The organism is Thalassotalea sp. G20_0 (assembly GCF_017744175.1).
GTDB lineage: Bacteria > Pseudomonadota > Gammaproteobacteria > Pseudomonadales > Endozoicomonadaceae > Endozoicomonas.
The window spans coordinates 151,075-176,977 of sequence record NZ_JAGHQV010000004.1 but is presented as its reverse complement, the minus strand read 5'-3'; the positions used below and the strand labels follow the sequence as shown (position 1 = coordinate 176,977).

The following is a 25,903-nucleotide window of genomic DNA, read 5'->3' as shown; positions in this document are numbered from 1 at the left end:
ATGAAAGAATCCTATACACTGCCTGAAAACCTGAGCCCGGTTCTGCGAGACCAGCTTCAAGGTGCCGTAGAAACCAATGTTCGCAAGGCATTGGCTGAAGATATAGGCTCCGGAGACATTACGGCATCCCTGATTCCAAGAACCCAACAATCTGTCGCCAGAATTATCTGTCGAGACCATGCCATCATCTGTGGACGCCCCTGGTTTGACGAGGTCTTTCGTCAGATTGATCCCAATCTCCAACTGGAGTGGCATATTGAAGAAGGTGAACGAGTTGAGCCGAACCAGGTGCTGGTAGTTCTGAAAGGTGCTGCTCGCAGCCTTCTGACCGGCGAAAGGGCCGCCATGAATTTCCTGCAGACCCTCTCCGGCACCGCAACCCGCTGCCAGCGCTATGCTAGTCTGGTCAGTAGTACCAGCGTCAAATTGCTGGATACCCGCAAGACCCTGCCGGGCCTGCGGGTTGCCCAGAAATACGCCGTCGCTGCCGGAGGCTGCCACAACCACCGAATCGGACTCTTTGATGCCTTTTTAATTAAGGAAAATCATATTGCCGCCTGTGGTGGCATTGCCCAGGCGGTCGGCAAAGCTCACGAAATCGCCCCTGGCAAACCGGTAGAGATCGAAGTGGAAAGCATGGAAGAGTTCAATATTGCCAGAGAGGCTGGAGCCGATATCATCATGCTCGATAACTTCCCGCTGACCCAGTTAGCCGAAACCGTCCGGCTGAACCGGAAACTTCCCGGCAAAGCCCCGAAACTGGAAGCGTCCGGTGGTATTAATGATCAGACGCTGGTACCCATTGCCGAAACCGGAGTCGACTTTATCTCTATTGGCACACTAACCAAAGACTGCCAGTCTGTGGATCTGTCCATGCGGATCGTTGAGCAGCTTTAAACCACACGGAGGCAGCCTTGAGCAACAACACAATGAACAAAAAAATTCTGGTAACCGGGGGCGCTGGCTATATTGGCAGCCACACTTGCGTCGAACTCCTTAACGATGGTTATGAAATCATTGTTCTGGACAATCTCAGTAACAGCAGTGAGGAATCCCTGAAGCGGGTTCAGGAGATCACCGGCAAGACACTGGAGTTTGTGAAGGGAGATATTCGCGACCATAAACTGCTGAACTCGCTGTTCAGCAACCATGAGATATCCTCTGTTATCCATTTCGCCGGTCTGAAAGCCGTTGGTGAATCCGTCTCCATGCCCCTGGCTTACTACGATAACAATGTGCACGGAACACTGGTGTTGCTGGAAGCCATGAAACAGGCCAATGTGAAAACCCTGGTGTTCAGCTCTTCTGCCACGGTGTATGGCGACCCTGCCAGCCTCCCCATCAGCGAGGACTTCCCGACCTCGGCCACCAATCCTTATGGTCGTTCGAAGTTGATGATAGAGGAAATCCTTCAGGACCTTTATGTATCGGACAATAGCTGGCGAATTGCCTTGCTACGCTACTTCAACCCGGTTGGTGCACATCCTTCCGGTAGAATTGGTGAAGACCCGAATGATATTCCCAACAACCTGATGCCTTATATCGCTCAGGTTGCCATTGGTAAGCTGGACAAGCTCAGTGTCTTCGGTAACGACTACCCAACCCATGACGGAACCGGAGTCAGGGACTATATCCATGTAGTTGACCTTTCTATTGGCCATGTGCGTGCTATCGAAAAGTTGCAAAAAGCCGAGGGCATCCATGCCTGGAACCTGGGGGTTGGTACAGGCTACAGCGTGCTGGAAATGGTCGCCGCTTTTGAACAGGCATCACAACAGCCAGTACCTTACCAGATCGCCCCAAGACGCTCCGGTGATATTGCCGCCTGTTATGCCAATCCGGACAAAGCCCTCAGTGAACTGGGCTGGAAAGCGGAAAAAGGGCTGGAAGATATGGTGTCTGATAGCTGGCGTTGGCAGTCGGCTAATCCAAACGGTTATCACAGTTAACCAACTTTGGGGCGACTGAAAAGCTAAAAGGAAGGGTACCACCGGCCTTTTCATGCTTTAATCGAAGCATGAAAAAAATAATACCTCTCCTGTGGATAACCTTTCTTCTACCAGCGTGGGCAGAGAACTGCCCTCAGTGGGATCAAGGAGAAGCCACTGAGCAGATCAGCAGGCTTTCGGATGAAGTGGCTTACCATGATGAACTGTACTTCAACCAGAACGCCCCAATCATCAGCGATAGTGAATACGACGACTTGCTTGCCAGGCTGAAATACTGGCAAGCGTGCTTCCCTTCCATAGCATCAGAGAAACCCCTTTCCCAAACACCTGACAGTAAGTACACGATTCACCATCAGGCTCCAATGGGCAGTTTGAAAAAAGCTCAGTCTGCAGAAGAAGTAAAAAATTTTTTACCGCGAATAGCTGACAGTGGTTTTTTAGTACAGCCGAAGATTGATGGCGTTGCGGTGGAGCTGGTCTATAAAAACGGACTGTTAATCCAGGCTTCCACCCGGGGGAATGGCGAGGTTGGAGTCGATATCCTCCATCATATCCGGCAAATGCCACTGATCCCTGAAACACTGAGTAATGATGCAATAAACCAACTCATTCTTCATGGAGAGCTATTTGCGCGGCTTGATATTATTTCTCCATCAATGCTTGAGCAGTATGCCAGTGCCCGGCATCTGGTTGCTGGTCAGCTCAATCGGTCTGATCCAGAAACGGAAGCCGTAAAAGCCTTTGATTTTTTCCCATGGCGCTGGGTTAACAGCCCGTTTAATAGCGGTTTACAGTCAATAAAAGCTTTAGCAGCCATGGGCTTTCCTCTGACCCTGGAGCATACCCACAGAACGACATCCTACCCTGAAATCAAACAGCGCCTTGAGCACTACGCGTCTATCAAAAAACCCATATTTTTGATGGATGGAATTGTGATTAAGGTCGACAGCAAAACACTCAAAAAGCAGCTGGGCTGGGCAGGTAATACACCAGCCTGGGCCATGGCATGGAAGTTTCCACCAGCAACCACCACATCAAAAGTGGAGGCGATTGAATTTACCATTGGGCGAACCGGCAATATCACACCCGTGGTTCATATTGAACCTGTGACGCTTAAAAACAGAACTATCTCAACCCTTTCACTGGGGAGTATTCAGAACCTGGAGAAGAAAGAGCTTGCCGTTGGGGATCGAATCAGCATCAAACTCAAAGGGAATGCCATACCGGTCTTTGGTAAGGTGCTGTTTCGCCCTGCCAACAGAGTAAGCCCGGAACGCCCGGATACAAGCCGCTATACCCCCTTTACCTGCCTCACTATTGCACCAGGTTGTGAACAACAATTTGCCGCCCGTCTGATATGGCTAACCGGTAAGCAGGGGCTCGATATTGCAGCGATCAGCAAGCCAGCTATTCATCAATGGGTTCAAACGGGAACAATCCAGACACTGGTCGATATTCTGCAGCTGACACCCCATTCACTGCAATCGGCAGGTATTCATCCGCATGAAATTCAACAATACTTCGAATCCATTCGACGACCAAAACCCCTGGAGCAGCAGATCCGTGCGCTCAGTATTCCGGGTATCGGGAAAAGCAATGCCCGTGAGCTGGCTGGGTGTATAACGGATTTACAAGGATTGCTATCCAGGCAGCTGTCGGTTTGGTGCCCCATGATTGGCAGTAAACGGATGGAAGATTTACAGGGTTATGTGAACAGAAAGGAAGTCAGAAACTTAATTGAGTTCCTGGATGAACGTAGTATTCGGGAAACCAGGTGAAATCACAGTTAGTCATGCTTTCAGGTCCTGAGGGTCCCGGAAATATATACCGGACCAGCCGAATGTTGAGCTGTCGGTTTTTCAGGAGTTATGGTGGATTGCGTTCAGGTTATTTGGGGACGGGGGACTGTTGTTGTCAGGCGTTCCCACGCAGAGCGTGGGAACGAAGCAAGCGTTAGTTTGGAAAAGCACCACTGGTATCGCCATTATATTGCTTGTACTTCACGACGGCATCTGTAGCACAAAGATTGTTTGCCGTAGTATCTCCGCCATTATTGCAAGACATTACCCAGCTACCACCGGTAGCATCAGACCGGAAAATCAGAGTTTGAGTTCCAAATGAACTCGCTGGCGTCACTATCAACTCTGCATAAGTATTGTCTTGATAAGTACCAACGGACACTCTGGTACCATCCGTCGTGGGTACACCACTGCCGGTGGCACCAGGTACACAGGCTTGAATGGTAGCTGTCTGTGCGCAAATCGCTACAGCTGTCTGAAATGCTTTCACTTCACTCAGTGCCGCCTGAGCAGTTGAGTTCCTGGTATACGCTTGATACTGTGGAATCGCCACCGATGCCAAAATACCAATGATCGCCACAACGATCATCAATTCTATCAGAGTAAAACCCGACGTCTTACGGATTTCCGACATCCTTGTCTTCATAATTTTTTCCTCGACCAATGAGTTTTTGACAGCGCGCTGAAGTCCATTGCTCAATCTTTCGGCACCGTCCTGCAGCTCTTTAAACAGGATAGTTAAGTTCAGTAATGGTGCAGTGCTACCCACTCACAAACCCGGTGACAGCAAAACCCTGCAGGTCATTTTGCTGACAGGGCAAATTCACCACAAATACGACATATCCCTTTGATTAGAATAATAAAACCACTAAACCCGGCTTTTTATAGAGTGAAACTACCATGCCGCTTATCGTGCAATACTCCCGGCCACGCTTCTTTTGACAGATCAGCTACTTTTTTTTGCCATTCGTCCGATAGCCAAAGTAATGACGCTGTTTATTCAAGAACGGTTCAAAACAGGCAGGCATGGCTATGCAAAATAAAACCCTGGTAAATAACCAGTTAGGCTCATGGCTGGCACGGATTGGTATTGCATCCATCATTGCTCTGTCAGCCTTTATCACTGGCTTTATTAGCCTGCAGTTCTTTTATCAGCAGAAAGTTGACAGCTATTTCTCGAATCTGGCTATCAACAATCTCTCAACCGATAAGTCTGCGCTGATTATCCAAACCAAAGATCACTGGATTACCACTACCGGTCAGCACCGGGAAACCTACAAGCCGCTGTTAGCGAAAGAGCTGGGCAATTATAAAAGTCATCAATACGTTGGCTGGTTTTCCAGTTTTAGCGACTGGCTGAACAGCAATGACGGGCTACCATTTACGCTGCTTTATGAAGTTGAGTATGAACATGGCGTAAGCGAAGAAACCTTTCTCTTCAAAGGGCTGTTGTCAACAAAGCTTGTTGCGAGACAGGTAAGGATTAATTAACTATTCATGTGTTTGACAAGTCCCAGAACAAAAACGCCAAAATAGACAGGGATAGCGCAAATTGGTCTCGCGCTCAGGTCGATCCCCGAAGGGAGCCGACTCGTGAATGGGTTAACCATATGTTGGGCGTTTAGCCACCTGCACAAACTAAGAGTGGCTTGGCAACAGCTCTGCTGGCATATAAACGCTCAACTCACCACTGGCCACCAGCTCGGATGCATTCTGGATATCAGGAAAAAAATACCGGTCCTGATCGTAGAACGGTATATCCTTTCTCACTGTTTTCATCACCCGCTGCAACGTTTCCGAGGTTTTGTAGGGTTTCCTCATATCCACTCCCTGTGCCGCGGCCAGCAATTCAATACCCACAATAGACGCCGTATTACTGTTCATCTCCCGTAAACGACGGGCACCATAAGTTGCCATGGAGACATGGTCTTCCTGGTTGGCAGAAGTGGGCAGACTATCAGCAACCGAAGGATGACACAGGCAACGATTTTCACTGGCCAGGGCAGCCGCCGTGTTATGGGCAATCATAAACCCGGAATTGACGCCACTGTTCTTCACCAGAAATGGCGGCAATCCGCTCAGGTGTTGATCCACCAGCAACGCAATGCGTCGTTCACTGATGGCACCGATTTCTGCAATGGCCAGAGCCAATGCTTCGGCAGCCATACCGGTTGGCTCGGCGTGAAAGTTGCCACCGGAAAGTATTTCGTTCTGTTCAGCAAAGACCAGGGGATTATCGGTAACGCCATTGGCTTCCACTGCAAGCAGGTCGGCGGCATAACGCATCTGCTCCAGACAGGCTCCCATCACCTGGGGCTGGCATCTTAGTGAATACGGATCCTGAACCTTGTCACAATCTATGTGTGCCTGCTCAATGTCACTGTGATCCAGCATGGTACGGTAGGCATGAGCAATATCAATTTGTCCTTGTAACCCACGTGCCTCGTGAATGCGAGGATCAAAAGGACGACGGCTGGCCATGGCTGCTTCAATGGAGAGGCTTCCGGCGATGATGGCTGATGCCATTAAATCTTCTGCACCAAACAGTCCCTGCAAGGCAAAGGCCGTACTGGCCTGAGTGCCATTCAACAGTGCCAGCCCTTCCTTCGGTGCCAGCTTCATTGGCTCCATACCGGCATAGGTCAGGGCTTCCATGGCCGTCAACTGCTGACCATCCAACAGGGCATGACCTTCACCCAGTAATAAACAGCTCATATGAGCCAGCGGCGCAAGATCACCACTGGCCCCTACCGACCCCTTCTCGGGTACACAGGGATAAACCCCCAGGTTAATCAGTTGAATCAGTGCTTCAATCAATTCCAGCCTCACTCCAGACAATCCCCGGGCAAGGCTGTTGATTTTTAATACCATCATCAGGCGGACAGTACTTTCATCCATAAACTGTCCGACACCTGTCGAATGAGAAAGCACGATACTCCTTTGCAAATCCTCCAGCTCCTGATCCGGAATCCGGGTATTGGCCAGCAGACCAAAACCGGTATTGATACCATACACAACCCGATTTTCTGCCAGCGCATGATTCACGCAGGCCACACTTTGATGGATAGCCTCATAACAGTCCGGGGCCAGCTTGATCTGAACCTCGTGACGGCTAACTCTGTGCAGGTCACTCAGCGATAATTTTCCGGGGGAAATCACTAACTCATTCATACCTTTGCCCTCCCGACTGCATGGGCAGATCCAGACCGTTCTCCTGAGCACACTCACAGGCAATGTCATACCCTGCATCGGCATGGCGCATCACCCCGGTTCCCGGGTCATTCCACAGCACTCTACCCAGTTTTTCCCGGGCTTCATCGGTACCATCAGCAACAATCACCACACCCGAATGCTGGCTGTAACCAATCCCTACACCACCACCATGATGGAGACTCACCCAGGTTGCCCCCGAGGCCGTATTCAACAGGGCATTCAGCAGCGGCCAGTCAGAGACGGCATCACTGCCATCGAGCATACCTTCAGTTTCCCGGTTAGGGCTGGCAACCGAGCCGGAATCCAGATGATCGCGGCCAATCACCACTGGCGCACTCAGCTCACCACTGGCCACCATATCGTTAAAGGCCTGCCCAAGGCGGGCCCGGTCTTGCAAACCTACCCAGCAGATACGGGCAGGCAGTCCCTGAAAAGCGATGCGCTCTCTGGCCATATCCAGCCAGTTATGAAGATGTGCATCGTCGGGAATCAGCTCTTTGACTTTCTGGTCAGTCTTGTAAATATCCTCAGGGTCACCGGACAAGGCTGCCCAGCGGAAAGGACCAATACCCTGACAGAACAGTGGACGAATATAAGCGGGCACAAAACCGGGGAAGTCAAACGCATTTTCAACCCCGACCTCTTTCGCCATCTGTCTTATATTGTTGCCGTAATCAACAGTTGCCGCCCCCCTCTTCTGCAACTCCAGCATAGCCCGCACCTGAACAGCCATAGACTCTCGTGCAGCACGGGTAACAGCTGCTTCATCCGCCTGACGGCGTTCGCAGGCCTGTGCCAACGTCCACCCTTTGGGCAGATAACCATTCAATGGGTCATGGGCTGATGTCTGATCCGTCACCACATCCGGCGTAATATTGCGTTCAACCAGCTCGGGGAATATATCCGCCGCATTCGCCAGCAAGCCCACTGAAATCGCCTTACCTTCCGATTTGGCCTGTTCAATCATCGCCAGCGCTTCATCCAGCGTTGCCGCTTTTTTATCCAGGTAACGGGTTTTCAGGCGAAAATCGATTCGAGACTCATCCACTTCACAGGCCAGCATGGAAAAACCGGCCATGGTCGCCGCCAAAGGCTGCGCGCCCCCCATACCGCCAAGACCACCGGTAAGAATCCACTTGCCCGAAGCATCACCATTGAAGTGAGTTTTGGCCATGGCCACAAAGGTTTCGTAGGTACCCTGCACAATGCCCTGGGAACCGATGTAGATCCAGGAGCCAGCGGTCATCTGGCCATACATCATCAGCCCTTGTTTATCCAACTCATGGAAGTACTCCCAGTTTGCCCAGTAAGGCACAATGTTTGAGTTGGCAATCAACACCCGGGGAGCACCGGGGTGGGTCTTGAATACCCCGACCGGTTTTCCGGACTGGACCAGCAATGTTTCATCGGTTTGCAGACGTTTCAGAGTGGCCAATATCTGGTCGTAGCAAGCCCAATCCCGGGCGGCCCGGCCAATACCGCCATAAACCACCAGCTGTTCAGGATGCTCTGCCACCTCCGGATCCAGATTATTCATCAACATACGCAGAGGGGCTTCTACCTGCCAGCTGCAGGTATTCAGCTCAGAACCTCTGGGAGCCCGAATGATTCGGTCCGGATCAAATCGCTGATGCCCTTTACTGCCGGTTTTGCCAACGGGTTCTTTACCACCGGCTATAAGCATCTTCGCCTGTTCACTTGCCATATTCACCGTCCTCTACGTTACGCTGCTTTATTGTGGAACTGTCACCTGCACAGTCGTTATTATTGCCCCGGGAGGCTCTCGGTGTTATTCCTGCGATCCGACTTGTCGGCAGGTCATCAGGAAAACTGTAAGTGGTCTCCCAGGCGGTATCGGTCACCGGGGTGCATTAGCCTGGCCAGACTGACGACACCGTGCCGACACCAGCTTCTTCTCGTGATTCTCAGACAGGGAGCACCTTCCATAGCCAGTGCTTCGGCCACTTCTTCCGAAGGCAATACCGCTTCCACGACATGTGTCGCTTCTGTAAGCGCTGCAACCCTGTTCAGATAAACATTGGGCGTTTCCCTTGAAAAATCCTGTTTCAGGTAATCCGGAGCAAACCGCGGATTAATATGACGTTCTTCCCACTGCAGTGGCAGGCCATTTTCATAGTGAACAATAATGGAATGAAAAACGGTCGCTGACTCCGGTAACTCAAGAGAAACCGCAATGGCCTCGGACGCCTTTTCTTCAGACAGAAGCAATACCCGGTTGCTGTAACCATGCCCTCGCCCCCTGATCTCGTCGGCAATATTTTTCACCGTCAGTATTGACGATTGTGGCTCAATAGGAGCCACAAACGTACCCAGCCCTTGCTGGCGCATCAGCACGCCCGAAGCCGTCAGCTCCTGCAGCGCCTTTCTGGCGGTCATCCGGCTTACCGAAAATTGCTGGCAGAGCTCATTCTCAGAAGGAACCTTGCGGGATTCTGTCCACTCACCGCACTCAATCTTGTCCAGAATAAAGTGCTTAATCTGCTGATAACGGGGTAACAGGCTCTGATTCATAATTTATTTGTGCCAATTGGAGCTTTTCAAACGTTCCGGCGATCCCGGGAAGCCTGAGTTTGATTATATCACCACGTTGTATATAGTTGTATATAGTTGTATATAGTTGTATATAGTTGTATATACAACATGATAATGCAAATTGTACGATTTCGCTAAAAAATTCAAAGATTTTCTTGAGGTTAAAGTGAACAACGTTACCAGTGATCAGTGCAGTATTTGTCTGGGAGAATATGATGATGCTCCCACACACAATCGGGCTTTAATGAGTTGTGGACATACTTTTGGACGCTCATGCATCATCCAGTGGGGAGAGCGAAAACTGAACTGCCCTTTATGCCGACATGAATATTTTCCCTTTGAAGTAGACAGGGCAAGGGGCTGGAGCATTATGGACAGGGTATTGTCTCGTCGGAGTATTGTCGCCATTTCTTTATCGACGTTATCTGCTTACAACTCGATGACCTTCGAGGACAATGCCAGAACACTTTCACTGGCTGTGGAGTTACGCTCCTTCTTTTCCTTTGCAAAATTACTTGATCTGTTGATCGGAGTCGCTTTTATCAGACATAACCCCATTGACTTCCCCAGAATGGCCAGTGAGTTGTTGAGGCAGGAAGTGGACGCTATTCTTGCCCTGATTGTGGAAGTACTCCTTGGCATTGCACTTGGTAATATGATCGCCGCCTTACTCAGAAGATAATTTCACATGGCTCTTTTCCCAAGAATGGATATGGGAATCGATTACTTCATTCATTGAGTGTCGTTTGAACTTTTCTGGCAAGTATTTATTTTGGCGTTCATGCATTATCTAAAGGAGACAACAAATGCTGATTACTCCTGAAGCTGTGGCTCATTATTCAGTCAACCAATAACGGCCTAACACCATGAACAACATTAACGCTGATCCATCACTGACCGCCTGTGACCTATTCATTCGGAATATTCACCTTGCTACCATGGACCCGGCCCGCACTGCCACCTGCCCCTATCACAGCGTCAGCCAGGGTGCCGTTCTGGTGCAGGACGGCAAGATTGCCTGGGCAGGAGCAGAGTCAGAATTACCGCCAGGTAGCAATGCGAAAGAGACCATTGATGGACAAGGGCAATGGTTAACGCCCGGCCTGATCGACTGCCACACCCACCTGGTCTATGCCGGGGACCGCTCCAGAGAGTTTGAACAGCGACTTGAAGGCGTCAGCTATGAAACCATCGCCAAACAGGGAGGCGGCATTCTCTCCACCGTCAAAGCCACCCGGGCAGCCACGGTTGAAGAACTGATTGACGACTCCCGCCCACGACTTGAGGCATTACTGGCTGAAGGGGTGACCACACTGGAAATCAAATCCGGCTACGGCCTGGATACGGAAACCGAAACCAAAATGCTCCGGGCCGCAAGTCTGTTGGCCAGTGAGTACCCTGTCACTGTCGTTCGAACTTTTCTGGGTGCCCACGCTTTGCCGCCGGAATACAAAAACCGGGCTGACGATTACATTGAACACGTTTGCACTGAAATGATGCCTGCGGTGGCCAGAGAACACCTGGCCGAAGCCGTGGATGTGTTCTGTGAAAACATTGCCTTCTCACCGGCACAGACCGAACGGGTATTTAAGGCAGCCAAAGCCCATGGGATGAAGATCAAACTCCATGGCGAGCAACTCTCTGACAGCGGCGGCACCCAACTGGCGGTAAAATATCAGGCGCTTTCCGTGGATCACCTGGAATACCTCAGCCAGTCCGGTATTGAAGCGTTAAAAAACAGCAACACAGTAGCCACTCTGTTGCCGGGAGCCTTCTATTTTCTTCGGGAAACCAAGCTGCCACCTATTGAAGCATTAAGAGAGGCTGGAATTCCAATTGCCATTGCTACCGACCTGAACCCTGGCACCTCCCCTTTCGCATCTATACGGCTGATGATGAATATGGCCTGTACCCTGTTTCGTATGACACCTTCCGAGGCACTGGCCGGTTGTACCCGCCATGCGGCACAGGCACTGGGTCTTCAGGACAAAACCGGCAGAATCAGAAAAGGACTGGATGCCGACCTGTTACTCTGGCCTGTCAGCCATCCTGCCTCTCTGGCGGCCGGGCTCACGGGCATCTCCCCTTCCCTGATCATAAAAAGTGGCCAAATTGTGCAATCAACCATCTACGGAAACCCACCATTCTCCTGGTCTGGCCGTATCGATCAGGAAACCGATCCACAGGCTGCACAGCGCTGGCACCAGAAAGTTCGCCCTTATGCACCGGGGGGCGAACAAGGGGTTGCTTTACTGGGGTTTGAGTCTGATGAAGGCGTCCGGAGAAATCAGGGACGACCCGGTGCCGCCAAAGGGCCCGACCATATTCGACAGGCACTGACCAACCTTCCCTGGAATCGCAGCACCCCGGTTTGGGATGCAGGCAACATTCGCTGCCATGGCACCCAACTTGAACAGGCACAACAGGACTATGCCGGGCAGATGTGCCAACTATTAGACAATGGTCAATTAGTGATTGGTTTGGGAGGAGGCCATGAAATTGGCTGGGCTTCTTACCAGGGACTGATGATGCACCTGGAAAAACAAGGTCAGGGTAAAGACCCGATCAATGTTGGCATCATCAATTTTGATGCCCACTTTGACCTCCGCTTACCCGAAGTGGGTCCCAGCTCAGGAACTCCATTCTGGCAGGCTTCTGAATACGCCCGGGAGCACAGCATCCCGTTTAACTATTTTTGTTTTGGCATCAGTGAAAGCAGTAACACTCAGGCGCTTTTTAATCGAGCTGATGAACTGGGTGTCACCTATCGACTCGATAAAGAAATGACACTGCTGAACCTGCCATCGTTACAGCAAGATCTCCAACAGTTTATCGACCGGGTGGATCATATTTACCTGACCATCGACATTGATGCCTTCCCTGCCGCCCTGGCCCCCGGCGTCAGCGCACCCGCTGCCAGAGGCATTCCACCGGAGGTTGTTGAACCTTTGCTGGATATCATCAAACATTGCGGCAAGCTGAAACTCTTCGATATCGCTGAAACCTGCCCGAAACATGATATTGATGCACACACGGCCCGGCTTGCGGCGCGGTTAATTCATCAGCTGGCTGGACAAACCCGGTAGATTCTTCAGAATGCATCATCGCCAGCAGTGCTCTGATGAATTCATTTTGATTTTCATTTTATTTGAGCTCAAGCAGTGAACCCTGGGCAGTATCACCGCTTTGATCTGCCCTCTCACCGTCAATCAACAGCTCCCCTTCCTGGTCACCCTGCCCATCCAGAACCCGGTAGAGCAGAGAATAAGCGACCCGCCATTGTCCTTCAGCCACCTGCAGGGTGACTGATTTAGTATTCAGACGAAGGACATGTCCAAAATGTTCTTCCCCATGCTTATCTTTAAAACCCAGCAGATCTCCCACAGCAATGGCATGGCGACTCAGGCCTTGTTGAGTTTCATGATTAACGCGGGCATCGGCACCTTCAAGATTGAGCATGTAGTAGGGCACCGTCCAGCGTTTGCCATCGGTAAAATCCAGGACCAGTGCCCGCTTTTGCTTAAGCTGCAACACTTCGCAGTCACGCAGCGAGTTGCTGTTTCGGTCAAAGTAGCTCAGCTTCTGTCCAACGGTCAGTGCCGCCTTGATCCGGACAATACGCTCTGAAGACTCCAGCTCACGATCAATCATGGCATTCAGCCGGAACAGATCAAAGGTGCTGGCCTGATTGAGAGCTTCCAGCAATTGGGCATAATCCATGGTTGGTTTGGCGGGGGGGTTACTGTTATTCATTAGTAGTCAGTACCATGATTTGGTTATGGATGTTTGATCCCGAAGGCAGAACAAATTGATGGCTGGTTACCGGGGCCTCAACCACTGCCCGTGGTTGGTTTTCTTTGCATAGCGTTGTTTCATCTATGCCGACTTCTGGTCATAGGCTTTACGTCTGTCCAGCATTATAGTCATGAGTTGAAGATCACCTGGTTTTGCAGAGAGTTCGCCCACCTTTCAATCACTATCAGGAGTGCATCAACTAAATAAAAAATGCCCAAAATCTGAATGATCGTCCACTGTCGTTCCTCCTGATTATTGACCGTTAATACATTAACCTCCCGGAAACAGAAAAACTCCCACTCGCCGTTGGGTTCATGCTGGGCTTTTTTTATTCTTTGCAGATTAAGCGAGGGGAAGATACAAAAGTGGCTGGACCGGCGGTATCGAAAGCTGACCAGCATTTATTTTCAACAATCCTTCGACACCCTGCCAATTTGCGCACAGTGCATATAAAGAAAAACCCTGTAAATCAGTGATCTACAGGGTTTGTATGTGGTGGAGGCGGCGGGACTTGAACCCGCGTCCGCCAGCTCTACGCCTTCGGCTCTACATGCTTAGTTTCCGTTATTAAGTTAACGCAGAACGACCCAACGGTCAGGGTGACACTGCGCGATCCTGTGGATTTAACCCACCGGCTCCAGGAAGACCGATGTGGCGATTCTATTTTCGGTAACGATCAATTTCCACCCAACAGACAAGACAGAGTGATCGGGAGAAAGCTGTTATTAGGCAGCCATTGCTCCGTTGAAGCTATTATCGTTAGCAACTATACGTTTGTAGCGTTTTGATTTACGAGAGCCGCTACGCCCTCGACATGCACCTTGGGTTTCGTAACCGTCGTCGAATCCTGATCGCCCCCAGTAACAAAACTCTGTCGTATTTATGCCAAAAGTGGATAGCAAATGCAACTGCGTTTAGTACATAAGTATTTTTACACTGCAAAAAATACCATTGTCATTAAATTTTCCTGAGAAAGGCTTTAAGCGCCCTCTGTATGAGGTACTGAGCCGGGGAACCGATCGCCAGCTGTTTTTATTCACTGCATTGGCACTGCTCAAGAACAAGTCCCGAATTCAATAGCCAGGTGAATTGCATTAAGAAAAAGGAGTAAGCGGCACACAGTGAAACCGTGTGCCTGAGTTATCAGCCGCGGTGCATAACCCGCTGCTTTTCAATATTCCACTCACGCTCTTTGGTGGCTGCACGCTTATCAAACTCTTTCTTACCCCGGGCAAGGGCAATCTGGCATTTGACCAGATGTCCTTTCCAGTAGAGTTTGGTGGCGATGCAGGCGTGGCCTTTTTGCTGGGTTACCGAGAACAGGTTGGCCAATTCTCTGCGGTGCAGCAGCAGTTTACGGTCACGCAGAGGGTCCGCCACAACATGGGTGGATGCGGTGATCAGCGGTGTGATCTGGGCACCAATCAACCAGGCTTCGCCATCTTTCAGCAGGACGTAACTGTCCACCAGCTGGACTTTGCCCTGCCGGAGGCTTTTCACTTCCCAACCGGCGAGGGAAATGCCTGCTTCGAAAGTCTCGTCGATGTGAAAATCGTGACGGGCTTTCTTGTTGACGACGATGGATGAGTCGCCCTGTTTGCCTTTCTTTGAACTTTTTGCCATGGCGCGGATTATAGGAGCAGCTTAAGGTAAAGTCACTAATTCTGCGGGATCCGGACTGATTTCTACAATAGCGCCGGATCAATGAATGTTTAGCATAGTGAATATTTCTGCATTTAATAACCACCATATTCAAAAAACTCTATTTTGACCGTTTAGACGGCAAAAACGGTTGAGATGTAGTGCCTAACCGGTACAATGACGGCCAACCTGTGTGATCTTCTCCGCTCTTCCATCAGCATGCTGTTTCATCTGAGGTAGTCTTTATCGCTGGTTGTTCGGTTTGGAGGTTTGCCGGGATTGTGTTGTTCCCGTGAAAATCTCGCGTGGCAATTGTTCAAGAAGCAAGAAGCCGTCTGAAAAGCAGCGTTGCTGTTCTGGTTTTCGACAACCTGCCCTGATTGATAAAGATGGTCTCAGCTGTATCAAAGCGGGCTATCCATAAGAATTATTCTGTGTTGTCTGACCTTACCTGCCTTTCAAACAGCCTCTGAGCAAAATAATTCGACTCATTGGGGAACTCATGTCTGGACAAAATCCAACGACATCGAAAAAAACCTGGGCTAACCGCTGGACCTTCCTGTTGGCCGCCGCCGGCTCTGCCATCGGCCTGGGTAATATCTGGAAATTTCCATACATCGCCGGGCAATATGGCGGTGGTGCCTTCGTTATGCTTTATCTGCTGTGCATCGCCATTATGGGTGTACCTCTATTGATGGCAGAAACGGCCATTGGCCGTCATACCCGCCTGAGCCCCCTGAATGCCATTCGCAAGCTGACCAGTGATCTGGGGGCCAACAAACTGTGGGGCATTATCGGCTGGATGGGTATGCTGGCAGGCTTCCTGATTCTCTCTTTCTACAGCGTCATTGCTGGCTGGTCCCTTTCTTATGCCTGGGATATTGTGACCGGGGCCTTCAGCGGCATGAACACCGATCAGGTGGGTGATGCTTTTGGTGGGCTGGTGTCATCGGCATCACGTCAGATCTTCTGGCACACCGTCTTTATGGTGATCACCCTGGTGATTACCGCCAGAGGTATCCACAAAGGTCTTGAGAAAGGTCTGCAGGTGATGATGCCCGCCCTGTTCGCCTTGCTGCTGATCATGCTGGGCTACAGCATGCTGGAAACCGGACAGTTTATGCGCGGCTTTGACTTTATGTTCTCCGTGGATTTCTCCAAGGTGACCGGTGAAGCTTTTGTTGCTGCATTGGGTCAGGCGTTCTTCACCCTGAGCCTGGGTATGTGCTGCCTGATGGCTTACGGCGCTTATATGCCTGCCAACAACTCCATTCCAAGAACCGCCATTAACGTTGCCACTCTGGATACCCTGATGGCAATTATCTCAGGTCTGATTGTCTTCCCGATCGTATTTGCCTATGGTCTGGAGCCCTCTGCCGGCCCCGGCCTGCTGTTTGTTTCCCTGACGGCCGCCTTTGTGCACATGCCGATGGGAGAACTGTTTGGCTTCCTGTTCTTTGTTCTGGTGGGTATTGCGGCGCTGAGTTCTGCTATCTCCCTGGTTGAACCGGCACTGGCCTGGCTGATCGAGCGCACACCACTGAGCCGTACCGTCGCCACGGTGATTCTATGTGCTGCCATCTGGTTTGTTGGCCTGGGTACCGTGTTCTCCATGAGTGGTGACCTGACCTTCACGCTGTTCGGGAAGAACTTCTTTGACCTGCTGGATTATTTCACCAGTAATATCCTGCTGCCTGTGGGTGGCCTGCTGATCTCCATCTTCGCTGGCTGGATAATGAAGCGTTCAACCATGATGCATGATCTGGGCCTGAGCGTGGGAGTATTCAACCTGTGGCGCGCCATGATTCGTGTGATCGTGCCGCTGTGTGTATTGACAGTGTTGATTACCGCGCTGTTCTAGACCTAAACAGACCCTGACACTGTCTATTAATCCGGGGGCCGGAATAGGTTATTCTATCCGGCCTTTTTTTATGAAAGGCTCTTTCTATGCCAAGGATTTCCCGTTCCGCACTGGTCATGTATTCCGCTGAACAGATGTATGATCTGGTCAGCGATATTGAGTCGTATGCAGAATTTCTGCCGGGGTGTGCCGGAGGCCGTATTGACCGTCAGGAAGGCGAACAGCTGGAAGCCACCCTGGAAGTTGGCAAGGCCGGATTACATCATAGTTTTTCCACAAGGAACCAAATGATTCCCGGGAGGTCTATTGAGATGCAACTGCTGGAAGGGCCATTTAAACACTTATCCGGTATCTGGACATTTCAGCCCCTGGCTGAGGATGGCTGCAAGGTCTCCCTTGAGCTGGAGTTTGAGATGAGCAATAAGCTGACTCAGGCAACGCTGGGTGGTCTGATTGGCCACATGATGAATGCCATGGTCGATGCCTTTGGCAAGAGAGCGAAACAGATTTATGGCTAAGATGTTAATGGATGAACCCTCTATCCACGTAGAAGTGGCCTATGCAAGAGCCCATGAGCAAAAGATTATCGCGCTGAAGGTCAAAGAGGGAACTACAGTACTGGAAGCTGCCAGGGAATCGGGCATGGTTGATTACTTTCCGGAGATTAATCTGGCCGAGGCGAAACTGGGTATCTTTGGCAAGGCCGTGTTAAAGCCCGCAGAACAGGCACTAAAAGAAGGCGAACGGGTTGAGATTTACCGCCCCTTGATTGCCGACCCGAAAGAGGTTCGCAAACGCAGGGCAGAACAGGCGAAACAGAAGAATTCTGTACAGTAATAACTGAGGGTGATGTTCTTCAGGAGTGGTATCAGCAGTGATTACTGCTGATCGCTGCCGGGTACCAGGTCACCTTGAATGGAATGGAGTTGATCGTTTACGAAAAACAGCGTAACCGTGTTTTGCTCCCGGCTCTTACCACCGGGCTGCAGGCTGTAGATGTAATCCCAGCGATTGCTGTTAAACGTATCCTCGATCAATGGCGTACCCATGACATATTGGACCTGGGCACGGGTCATTCCCGGACGGAGCTGGTTAACCATCTCCCGGGTAATGACATTTCCCTGCTGAATATCAATTTTATAGGCACCGGGGAAACTGATAAGCTTCGAACCACTGTCCGTGGAGCTGGCACACCCTGTCAGAAGGGTGGCTGAGAAAAGTGCGGCGGCCAGGGCGATCGTGGTTTTTGGCATCGGTTTCAGACTTCCACTATCTTGCTCAAAAATGACTAGCAGCCTGCTCGCAGAGCAAAATGAAAAAGCTGCACGGAAATGTGATAATAGCAGGATTATCTTGCAAAGGGTTAGGGAAACGTGTTGGAAAATCAAGAGTTACGCAAAGCAGGACTTAAAGTCACCCTGCCTCGTGTGAAGATTCTGCAGATCCTTGAAGGTGCCGAAGAGAAGCATATGTCGGCGGAAGATGTCTACAAGGCTCTGCTTGAAGCAGAAGAGGATGTGGGTCTGGCCACTGTCTACCGGGTACTGACCCAGTTTGAGAGTGCCGGCTTAGTAGTTCGCCATAACTTTGATGGCGGTCATTCCGTGTTTGAACTCGCCCGCGGGGGGCACCATGACCATATGGTTTGCATGGAGAGCGGAGACGTTATCGAGTTTATTGACGAAGAAATCGAGAAACGTCAGTACGCCATTGCTGAAAAACACGGCTTTGAAATTGTCGATCACAATCTGGTGATCTATGTACGTCCAAAGAAGAAAAAATAAGCAGCATTTAATCAAGAAGAAAAAACAAGAGTTAACCTCTAACCTGTGAGATCACTTGCCCCCCTCAGCTTCTGCCGAGGGGGATTCATTATTTTTTATTTTCTTCAATTGGTTAGTGAAATTGATCAGAACGAATAAATCAACATTCGTTCCGTAATCGATCTCTTGATGTTTGGGCCAAACCAAATGGTTAAACATTCCTATCCAATCAAAAACTCAGTCAAGTGCAAAACGATGGAACTAACATAATAAAAAAATGTCTATAAAAAGACTTTCAAACAAAAGGAATCAAACAAATGGAAATAAGAGCCAAAATCGGTCAACTTGTCCGCTTACGAGCCGGTGGTCCCGTACTTTGTGTTACGTGCGAATACCCTATGGCTGATGGATCTTATAGCTATACCTGCCAGTGGTTTGAAGATGACACACTGAGAGATTACACCTTTCCAATCGTAGCCCTTGAACCTGTGGAAGGTGAGTTTGAAGCCAGTATCAAGGGTCAGCCCGGCACCGAAGTGGAAATAGAAGCAGAAGTAGATACAGAAGCAGAAGTAGATACAGAAGCAGAAGTAGATACAGAAGCAGAAGCCGAAACAGAAGAGGGCGATACTGGTAAAAACTATCACTAATACTCATTCAAGAACAAACGATGGAACTAATATGATTAAACAATGTCTATTAAAAAAACTATCAAACTTGCATAAGGATTCAAAGATATGGAAATAAGAGCAAAAATCGGTCAACTCGTCCGCCTGAGAGCCGGTGGCCCGGTACTTTGCGTTACCTATGAATACCCGATGGAGGATGGTACTTATAGTTACTGCTGCGAGTGGTTCGAATATGAAAAACTCAGACATTCAACCTTTCCAATCGTAGCCCTTGAGCCGGTTGAAGGTGATTTTGAAATTGATATTAAGGTTCAGCTCGACACCGAAGCTAAGGCAGATGCAGAGACAGAGACAGAGACAGAACCAGAATCAGATGATGAAGCTGACAAAAAAAGTAGCAAACCAGGTAAAAATTTCCACTAACTCTGGTACATCCAAACCTGTAAGGTTGCTTTAATTCATTTAAAGCAACTTTACCGGAAGGATTTACACGGCTTGCACCTGCGCCTGAAACAGCATCTCCTGGGCATGACTCAATGTTGGTGCTGTCAGCTCAACGCCCCCCAGCATTCGGGCAATTTCGTGTACGCGATGTTCACCATCCAGCTCGAGAATACGGGTGCTGGACGCTTTACGACTGACTTTCTTACTAACGTGCAGATGTTGATGGGCCTGAGATGCCACCTGGGGCTGATGGGTAACACACAGCACCTGCCCTTTTTTACCCACTTCTCTCAACATGCTGCCCACGATTTCTGCTGTGCCGCCGCCAATACCGACATCTACCTCATCAAACACCAGCGTTGGCGTTGACGCGGTTTGCGCAATAATCACCTGAATGGCCAGACTGATACGGGAAAGCTCTCCACCGGAAGCCACTTTGCCCAGGGGACGCGGAGGTTGTCCCGGGTTGGTGGTCACCAGGAACTCGATGGATTCAAAGCCCTGGGAGGCAACCGTGCGATCAGGAATATCTGCCAGTTCAACACAGAACTTACCTTTGGGCATACCCAGCAAGGCAATGCGCTCAGACACCTGTTTCTCCAGTTTTCGTGCGGCGGCCCTGCGTCTGGCAGACAGTTTTTCGGCTAACTGATTGTGTTTTTTCTGCAGCTGTTCCAGGGACAATTCCAGGTCGGCTACCTGTTCATCATGACACTGAACTTTTTCCAGCTCTTCGCTGATCTGTTGTTGTTTTTCCAGCAACGCTTCCGGCTGGATACGGTGCTTGCGGGCCAGATCAAAAATAGCACTGAGCCGGTCTTCGATTTCCCGGGCCCTTTGTGGATCGGCATCAAAGTGATCAATAAAATGATTCAGCTCGCCAACCGCTTCCTCCACCTGAATCTGCGCGGATGACAGCATCTCCAGAGAATTATTGATGGCCGCATGCTCAACCTGCAGTTCACTGAGGCGGTGCAGACAGAAAGAGAGCTGCTGCAGCAAATTATCACCATCGTCACTGGTACAAACCCGGGTGATCTGATGGCAGGCCGATAAGGTTGCACCGGCCTGGGACTGCTGGCGATGCTCCTGCTCCAACTGCTCAACCTCCCCGGGCTGTAGGTTTAACTGCTCCAGCTCATGCAACTGATAACTCAGCAACTGAACCCGCTCTACCCGGTCCTGCTGATCGGACAGTAAAGTATGCAACTGCGCACAGGTCTGGCGGTAATCTGCGGCAATACCCGCTACTTCCCGGGACAGCGTCAGCGAGCCGGAAAACTCATCCAGCAGCTCAGCATGATTGCTCTTTTTCAACAATGATTGGTGGGCATGCTGACTGTGAATATCGATTAACAGCTCCCCCAGCCCCTTCAGCTCGGAAAGTGTGACCGGGATGCCATTGATATAGCCCCGGGAGCGACCTTCACGGGTAACCACCCGGCGCAGAATACATTCGCTCGCCGGGGATTCAGAACCGCCAGCATGCTCACCGTCATAATCTCGCTCCTGCAACCACTCTCTTGCGGCAGGTATGCGCTGAAGGTCAAAGCAGGCGCGGATATCGGCCCGATCAGCGCCATCACGCACACAGTCGCTGCCCGCCCGGCCTCCCAGGGCCAGCCCGAGGGCATCCAGCATAATGGATTTACCGGCACCGGTTTCCCCGGTGATGGCGGTCATCCCGGGATTGATGTCCAGGTTAAGGTGGTCAACGATGGCATAGTTGCTGATGGAAATTTGGTTCAGCATGGCAGCTCTCACGATCCCAATCGCATATCGGGTTACTGTTTATTTATACAGTAAACTTAAAACCCGAATTGGTAAAGCAAATTTCCCCTTGAATAAGCTGCCATGAACCCCATATTAGGCTATCACTTAATATTTACTTTTGCCCCGGGGCCCTAGGAGGCTGTCCGAGAATAGCGCCCGTAGCGAGGATGGCAGAAAATTGAGGATAAAAATTTCGTTTTGTGAGGTGAATAGCGGGGCTATTTGCCGAACAAAACGGAATTTTTAGACCAATTTGCTGCCACCGCAGTAGGGCAGTCTATTCTCGGACAGCCTCCTACGGAAGCACCACGGCCCATAACACGAAGACACGTTCCAGCCAGCATTTCAGGCTGGATTGACATCCGGAGAAACGTTGGAATGACTGTAGAAAACACCAAAGCAGAAGATCAGGCTGAGCAACCTGAAGCCAACGAAACTGAAATTTCTGCTGACGCTGAAGCAGCTGTTGACCCGATTATGGAAGAAGCAGCTGATTCAGAAGATCAGGCCGAAGAGCAGGCCAACGACGATAGCGCCAAACGCATTGAAGAACTCGAAGAGCAGCTTGCCCAGGCTAAAGACCAGGCTCTGCGCGCTCATGCCGAAGCCATGAACACCAAGCGCCGCGCAGAGCAGGACGTCGAAAAAGCGCACAAATTTGCCCTGGAGAAGTTCGTTAACGAACTGATCCCTGTGGTCGAGAGCCTGGAAAAAGGCATTGAAAGCGCAGAACAGGGTGAAGGTCAGCACGAGACCATGCTCGAAGGCATGCGCCTGACCCTCAAACAGCTGCTGGATGCCCTGGCAAAATTCAATGTTGAGCAGGTTAATCCTGAAGGCCAGCCGTTCGACCCGAACTTCCATCAGGCTATCTCCATGGTGCCCAACCCGGATATGGAACCCAACACCGTGATGAATGTCTTCCAAAAGGGCTACACATTGCACGGTCGTGTTATCCGCCCGGCCATGGTGGTGGTTTCCAAAGCGGCTTAACCAAAGAGGGGCTCCGGGAGGCTGATCGAGAATCTTGCAAGAGCCCCTTGAAAAAGGAAAGACCGCTCCCATATAGCAAACCAAGATCGTGGTAATCACCACCTAAACGCTGTTTCACCAGACTCAACGTCGGTTGAAACCATTGGGCAGCGAACAAAGATTTCAAAGTTTTCCGCCCTGATTATGGGCAATGGAGAGACTCAAAATGAGTAAAGGCAAGATTATTGGTATTGACCTGGGTACCACCAACTCCTGTGTGGCTATCCTGGACGGCGATAAATCCAAAGTCATCGAAAATGCCGAAGGCGCACGGACTACGCCTTCCATCATCGCCTACACCGATGACGGCGAGATTCTGGTAGGCCAGCCAGCCAAGCGACAGGCGGTTACCAACCCTGACAATACCCTGTTTGCCATCAAGCGTCTGATCGGCCGTCGCTTTAAAGACGACGTTGTTCAGAAAGACATCAAGATGGTGCCGTACAAAATCATCGAAGCGGACAACGGCGATGCATGGGTTGAGGTTAAGGGCGACAAGAAAGCACCACCACAGATTTCTGCCGAAATCCTGAAGAAGATGAAGAAAACCGCTGAAGACTATCTGGGCGAACCAGTGACTGAAGCGGTTATTACCGTTCCTGCCTACTTCAACGATTCCCAGCGTCAGGCTACCAAAGACGCCGGCCGTATCGCGGGTCTGGAGGTTAAGCGGATCATCAACGAGCCAACCGCTGCGGCGCTGGCTTACGGCATGGACAAGAAAAAAGGCGACCAGACCATCGCTGTTTATGACCTGGGTGGCGGTACTTTCGACGTATCCATCATCGAGATCGCTGACGTAGACGGCGAGCACCAGTTTGAAGTACTGGCCACCAACGGTGACACCTTCCTGGGTGGTGAAGACTTCGACCTGCGCCTGATCGAATACCTTGCCGACGAATTCAAAAAAGACCAGGGCATCGACCTGAAAGGCGACCCACTGGCCATGCAGCGTCTGAAAGAAGCCGCTGAGAAAGCCAAGATTGAACTGTCTTCTACTCAGCAGACAGACGTCAACCTGCCTTACATCACTGCCGATGCCACCGGTCCCAAGCACCTGAACGTTAAAGTCAGCCGTGCCAAGCTGGAATCCCTGGTAGAAGACCTGGTTGCCCGTTCTCTGGAGCCATGCCGCATCGCGGTCAAGGACTCTGACCTGGATCTGTCTGACATCGACGAAGTTATCCTGGTGGGTGGTCAGACCCGTATGCCACTGGTTCAGCAGAAAGTGGCCGAATTCTTTGGTAAAGAGCCTCGCAAGGACGTTAACCCTGACGAAGCGGTGGCCATGGGTGCTTCCATCCAGGCTGCGGTTCTGGCCGGTGACGTTAAAGACGTTCTGCTGCTGGACGTTACTCCGCTGACCCTGGGTATCGAAACCATGGGCGGCGTAATGACTCCGCTGATCGAAAAGAACACTACCATCCCGACCAAAAAGTCCCAGGTGTTCTCTACGGCCGACGACAACCAGGGCGCAGTCACCATTCACGTACTGCAGGGTGAGCGCAAGCAGGCGACTCATAACAAGTCCCTGGGCCGTTTTGACCTGGCAGACATTCCGCCAGCACCCCGTGGCATGCCACAGATCGAAGTCAGCTTCGACCTGGATGCCAACGGTATTCTGAATGTTTCTGCAAAAGACAAGGCAACTGGCAAAGAACAGTCTATTGTGATCAAGGCATCTTCCGGTCTGTCGGACGAAGAGATCGATCAAATGGTCAAGGATGCTGAAGCCAACGCGGCAGACGACAAGAAGTTCGAAGAGCTGGCGGCTTCCCGTAACCAGGCTGATAGCCTGGCTCACGCTACCCGCAAGACGCTGGAAGAAGCCGGTGACAAGGCCACTGAAGAAGAGAAGGCGGCCATCACCAAGGCGATTGAAGACGTTGAAGCTGCGGTCAAAGGTGACGACAAGGAAGAGATCGAAGCCAAGACCAAGGCACTGTCTGAAGCCTCTGCCGGTCTGGCCCAGAAGATGTATGCTGAAGCTCAGCAGCAGGGCGAAGCCCAGGCTGATGCCGGTGCCGGGCAAAAGGCGGATGCCGCTGACGACGCCGTTGACGCTGAGTTTGAAGAAGTAAAGGATGACAAGAAGTAAGACCAACTCGATCATCAATGACTGATGATAAGGTCACAACGCGGGATTCATTCCCGCGTTGTCGTATATATCAAAATAATGGCTTTGTCAGACTTGACCATGAATCCAGTTAGCTCTGTGTTTTCATGCTCGACTGGTGAATGCAGGTAGCTCAGGGTTTTTCTGATGTCAAAACGCGACTACTACGAAGTGCTGGGTGTAGAAAGGAGCGCTTCGGACAAGGACATAAAAAAGGCCTATCGTCGTATGGCCATGAAATATCACCCCGACCGTAACCCGGGTGATAAAGCAGCGGAAGAGAACTTCAAGGAAATCAACGAAGCCTTTGAAATTCTTTCCGACAGCCAGAAAAAAGCGGCCTACGATCAGTATGGCCACGCAGGTGTCGACCCGAACATGGGCGGCATGGGCGGTGCCGGGGGTTTTGCCGGTGGTAATTTCGGCGATATTTTTGGCGATGTCTTTGGTGACATTTTCGGTGCTGGCGGTGGTCGCAGCCGCAGTTCCGTCCAGCGTGGTGCCGATCTCCGCTATCAGCTGGAACTCAGCCTTGAAGAGGCCGTTCGTGGCGTCACCAAGAAAATCAATATTCCAACACTGGTCGGCTGTACCGGGTGTGATGGCTCCGGCGCAAAAAAAGGCACTCAGCCGGTCAGCTGTACAACCTGTGGTGGTATTGGTCAGGTGCGTATGCAGCAGGGCTTCTTCTCTGTGCAGCAAACCTGTCCTGACTGTCGTGGCACGGGCAAGATGATCAAGGATCCCTGTAACGTCTGCCACGGTGAAGGCCGCGTCCAGGAATACAAGACCCTCTCCGTCAAGATTCCTCCCGGTGTTGATACCGGCGACCGTATTCGTCTGGCCGGTGAAGGTGAAGCGGGTGTCAATGGTGGGCCCGCCGGAGACCTGTACGTTCAGGTCAGTGTTGCTGATCATCCGATCTTCCAGCGTGATGGCAAACACCTCTACTGCGAAGTACCCATCACATTTGTGGATGCAGCACTGGGCGGTGAGCTGGAAGTCCCCACTCTGGAAGGCCGGGTGAAGCTGAAGATTCCAGCGGAAACCCAGACGGGTAAACTGTTTCGTCTGCGTGGCAAGGGTGTTGTCCCGGTCCGTGGCGGCAGTGCCGGAGACCTGATGTGCCGGGTTGTGGTTGAGACTCCGGTGAAACTGACGGAACGCCAGAAAGAGTTGCTCAGGGAGCTGGATGACACCTTCAAAAAAGAAGGTGCCGGTCACCAGTCGCCTAAAAAGCAGTCCTTCTTTGAAGGCGTCAAGAAGTTCTTTGACGATATGACTTCCTGATTCCCCCCTCAAAAGGCCCCTGTTATCAGGGGCTTCAATTAAATG

23 protein-coding genes, 1 other RNA gene and 1 pseudogene are annotated in these 25,903 nt (G+C 51.0%); 16 read left to right on the top strand and 9 right to left on the bottom strand.

From position 1 onward, the window contains the following. From nadC to J7438_RS03685, 3 genes are all read left to right on the top strand, one after another. Positions 1-897 carry a carboxylating nicotinate-nucleotide diphosphorylase gene (gene nadC / locus J7438_RS03695; RefSeq protein ID WP_209275489.1) on the top strand — a complete coding sequence of 299 codons (897 nt, stop codon included), beginning with the start codon at positions 1-3 and terminating at the stop codon, positions 895-897. A 32-nt stretch (positions 898-929) separates the two neighbouring features. Beyond that, entirely contained in the window at positions 930-1,949 is a 1,020-nt protein-coding gene (gene galE / locus J7438_RS03690; protein WP_209275488.1) for a UDP-glucose 4-epimerase GalE, read from the top strand. Positions 1,950-2,017: 68 nt separating this feature from the next. Continuing rightward, positions 2,018-3,727 carry a DNA ligase LigA-related protein gene (locus J7438_RS03685; RefSeq protein WP_209275487.1) on the top strand — a complete coding sequence of 570 codons (1,710 nt, stop codon included), beginning with the start codon at positions 2,018-2,020 and terminating at the stop codon, positions 3,725-3,727. A gap of 175 nt (positions 3,728-3,902) precedes the next feature. On the opposite strand, the gene J7438_RS27585 is transcribed toward J7438_RS03685, so the two are convergent. Next, positions 3,903-4,394, bottom strand: coding sequence for a pilin (locus tag J7438_RS27585; RefSeq protein ID WP_286196382.1), 492 nt, complete (start codon positions 4,392-4,394; stop codon positions 3,903-3,905). 386 nt (positions 4,395-4,780) lie between these two features. On the opposite strand from J7438_RS27585, the gene J7438_RS03675 reads away from it, so the two are divergent. Further along, the gene (locus J7438_RS03675; RefSeq protein ID WP_209275486.1) at positions 4,781-5,239 is read left to right on the top strand and encodes a hypothetical protein; all 459 of its coding nucleotides are present in this window, start codon (positions 4,781-4,783) and stop codon (positions 5,237-5,239) included. A gap of 147 nt (positions 5,240-5,386) precedes the next feature. On the opposite strand, the gene hutH is transcribed toward J7438_RS03675, so the two are convergent. The 3 genes from hutH to hutC form a co-directional block, all read right to left on the bottom strand. Then, complete coding sequence (gene hutH / locus J7438_RS03670; protein ID WP_209275485.1) at positions 5,387-6,919, bottom strand: histidine ammonia-lyase; 1,533 nt, start codon at positions 6,917-6,919, stop codon at positions 5,387-5,389. Further along, positions 6,912-8,645, bottom strand: a complete 1,734-nt coding sequence (hutU, locus tag J7438_RS03665) for a urocanate hydratase (RefSeq protein WP_209275522.1) — start codon at positions 8,643-8,645, stop codon at positions 6,912-6,914. The genes hutH and hutU overlap by 8 nt, the downstream gene beginning before the upstream one ends. A 137-nt stretch (positions 8,646-8,782) precedes the next feature. Beyond that, positions 8,783-9,493: a histidine utilization transcriptional repressor HutC gene (gene hutC, locus J7438_RS03660; RefSeq protein ID WP_209201571.1), complete on the bottom strand. Its 711-nt coding sequence runs from the start codon at positions 9,491-9,493 to the stop codon at positions 8,783-8,785. 142 nt (positions 9,494-9,635) lie between these two features. Here hutC and J7438_RS03655 point away from each other — a divergent pair, with 142 nt between their 5' ends. The 3 genes and pseudogenes from J7438_RS03655 (at position 9,636) to hutG (ending at position 12,600) form a co-directional block, all read left to right on the top strand. Next, positions 9,636-10,196: an RING finger domain-containing protein gene (locus J7438_RS03655; RefSeq protein ID WP_209275484.1), complete on the top strand. Its 561-nt coding sequence runs from the start codon at positions 9,636-9,638 to the stop codon at positions 10,194-10,196. Between the two features lie 184 nt (positions 10,197-10,380). Continuing rightward, positions 10,381-11,631: pseudogene (hutI, locus tag J7438_RS03650) on the top strand (imidazolonepropionase); the annotation flags it as partial. Then, positions 11,629-12,600 (top strand): formimidoylglutamase, encoded by a 972-nt coding sequence (gene hutG, locus J7438_RS03645; RefSeq protein ID WP_353620092.1) that lies wholly within the window; start codon positions 11,629-11,631, stop codon positions 12,598-12,600. The pseudogene hutI and the gene hutG, both read left to right, overlap by 3 nt. Before the next feature lie 58 nt (positions 12,601-12,658). Here hutG and J7438_RS03640 read toward each other — a convergent pair whose 3' ends face one another. The 3 genes from J7438_RS03640 to smpB all read right to left on the bottom strand — a co-directional run bounded on the left by J7438_RS03640 (position 12,659) and on the right by smpB (position 14,932). Continuing rightward, positions 12,659-13,267: a hypothetical protein gene (locus J7438_RS03640; protein WP_209275483.1), complete on the bottom strand. Its 609-nt coding sequence runs from the start codon at positions 13,265-13,267 to the stop codon at positions 12,659-12,661. Between the two features lie 535 nt (positions 13,268-13,802). Further along, positions 13,803-14,168: a transfer-messenger RNA gene (gene ssrA, locus J7438_RS03635) on the bottom strand. A 284-nt stretch (positions 14,169-14,452) separates the two neighbouring features. Then, positions 14,453-14,932, bottom strand: coding sequence for an SsrA-binding protein SmpB (gene smpB, locus J7438_RS03630; protein ID WP_209275482.1), 480 nt, complete (start codon positions 14,930-14,932; stop codon positions 14,453-14,455). Positions 14,933-15,452: 520 nt separating this feature from the next. Here smpB and J7438_RS03625 point away from each other — a divergent pair. The 3 genes from J7438_RS03625 to J7438_RS03615 all read left to right on the top strand — a co-directional run bounded on the left by J7438_RS03625 (position 15,453) and on the right by J7438_RS03615 (position 17,648). Then, complete coding sequence (locus tag J7438_RS03625; protein WP_209275481.1) at positions 15,453-16,811, top strand: sodium-dependent transporter; 1,359 nt, start codon at positions 15,453-15,455, stop codon at positions 16,809-16,811. A gap of 86 nt (positions 16,812-16,897) precedes the next feature. After that, positions 16,898-17,329: a type II toxin-antitoxin system RatA family toxin gene (locus J7438_RS03620; protein WP_209201586.1), complete on the top strand. Its 432-nt coding sequence runs from the start codon at positions 16,898-16,900 to the stop codon at positions 17,327-17,329. Continuing rightward, entirely contained in the window at positions 17,322-17,648 is a 327-nt protein-coding gene (locus J7438_RS03615) for an RnfH family protein (RefSeq protein ID WP_353620091.1), read from the top strand. The genes J7438_RS03620 and J7438_RS03615 overlap by 8 nt, the downstream gene beginning before the upstream one ends. Before the next feature lie 41 nt (positions 17,649-17,689). Here J7438_RS03615 and J7438_RS03610 read toward each other — a convergent pair whose 3' ends face one another. Next, the gene (locus J7438_RS03610) at positions 17,690-18,064 is read right to left on the bottom strand and encodes an outer membrane protein assembly factor BamE (protein ID WP_209275480.1); all 375 of its coding nucleotides are present in this window, start codon (positions 18,062-18,064) and stop codon (positions 17,690-17,692) included. 120 nt (positions 18,065-18,184) lie between these two features. Here J7438_RS03610 and fur point away from each other — a divergent pair, with 120 nt between their 5' ends. The 3 genes from fur to J7438_RS03595 all read left to right on the top strand — a co-directional run bounded on the left by fur (position 18,185) and on the right by J7438_RS03595 (position 19,626). Beyond that, the gene (fur, locus tag J7438_RS03605; protein ID WP_101745083.1) at positions 18,185-18,595 is read left to right on the top strand and encodes a ferric iron uptake transcriptional regulator; all 411 of its coding nucleotides are present in this window, start codon (positions 18,185-18,187) and stop codon (positions 18,593-18,595) included. 296 nt (positions 18,596-18,891) lie between these two features. Next, positions 18,892-19,224 carry a DUF2158 domain-containing protein gene (locus J7438_RS03600; RefSeq protein ID WP_209201589.1) on the top strand — a complete coding sequence of 111 codons (333 nt, stop codon included), beginning with the start codon at positions 18,892-18,894 and terminating at the stop codon, positions 19,222-19,224. Between the two features lie 87 nt (positions 19,225-19,311). Beyond that, a complete protein-coding gene (locus J7438_RS03595) occupies positions 19,312-19,626 on the top strand; it encodes a DUF2158 domain-containing protein (RefSeq protein ID WP_209275479.1) in 315 nt (104 codons plus the stop codon). A gap of 63 nt (positions 19,627-19,689) precedes the next feature. On the opposite strand, the gene recN is transcribed toward J7438_RS03595, so the two are convergent. After that, complete coding sequence (gene recN, locus J7438_RS03590) at positions 19,690-21,399, bottom strand: DNA repair protein RecN (protein WP_209275478.1); 1,710 nt, start codon at positions 21,397-21,399, stop codon at positions 19,690-19,692. Positions 21,400-21,798: 399 nt separating this feature from the next. Between recN and grpE the strand changes: the two genes are divergently transcribed. From grpE to dnaJ, 3 genes are all read left to right on the top strand, one after another. Continuing rightward, entirely contained in the window at positions 21,799-22,413 is a 615-nt protein-coding gene (gene grpE, locus J7438_RS03585) for a nucleotide exchange factor GrpE (protein WP_209201592.1), read from the top strand. Between the two features lie 190 nt (positions 22,414-22,603). Then, positions 22,604-24,550, top strand: a complete 1,947-nt coding sequence (gene dnaK, locus J7438_RS03580; protein ID WP_286196381.1) for a molecular chaperone DnaK — start codon at positions 22,604-22,606, stop codon at positions 24,548-24,550. A 165-nt stretch (positions 24,551-24,715) separates the two neighbouring features. Continuing rightward, a complete protein-coding gene (dnaJ, locus tag J7438_RS03575; RefSeq protein ID WP_209201593.1) occupies positions 24,716-25,858 on the top strand; it encodes a molecular chaperone DnaJ in 1,143 nt (380 codons plus the stop codon). Positions 25,859-25,903 lie beyond the last annotated feature (45 nt).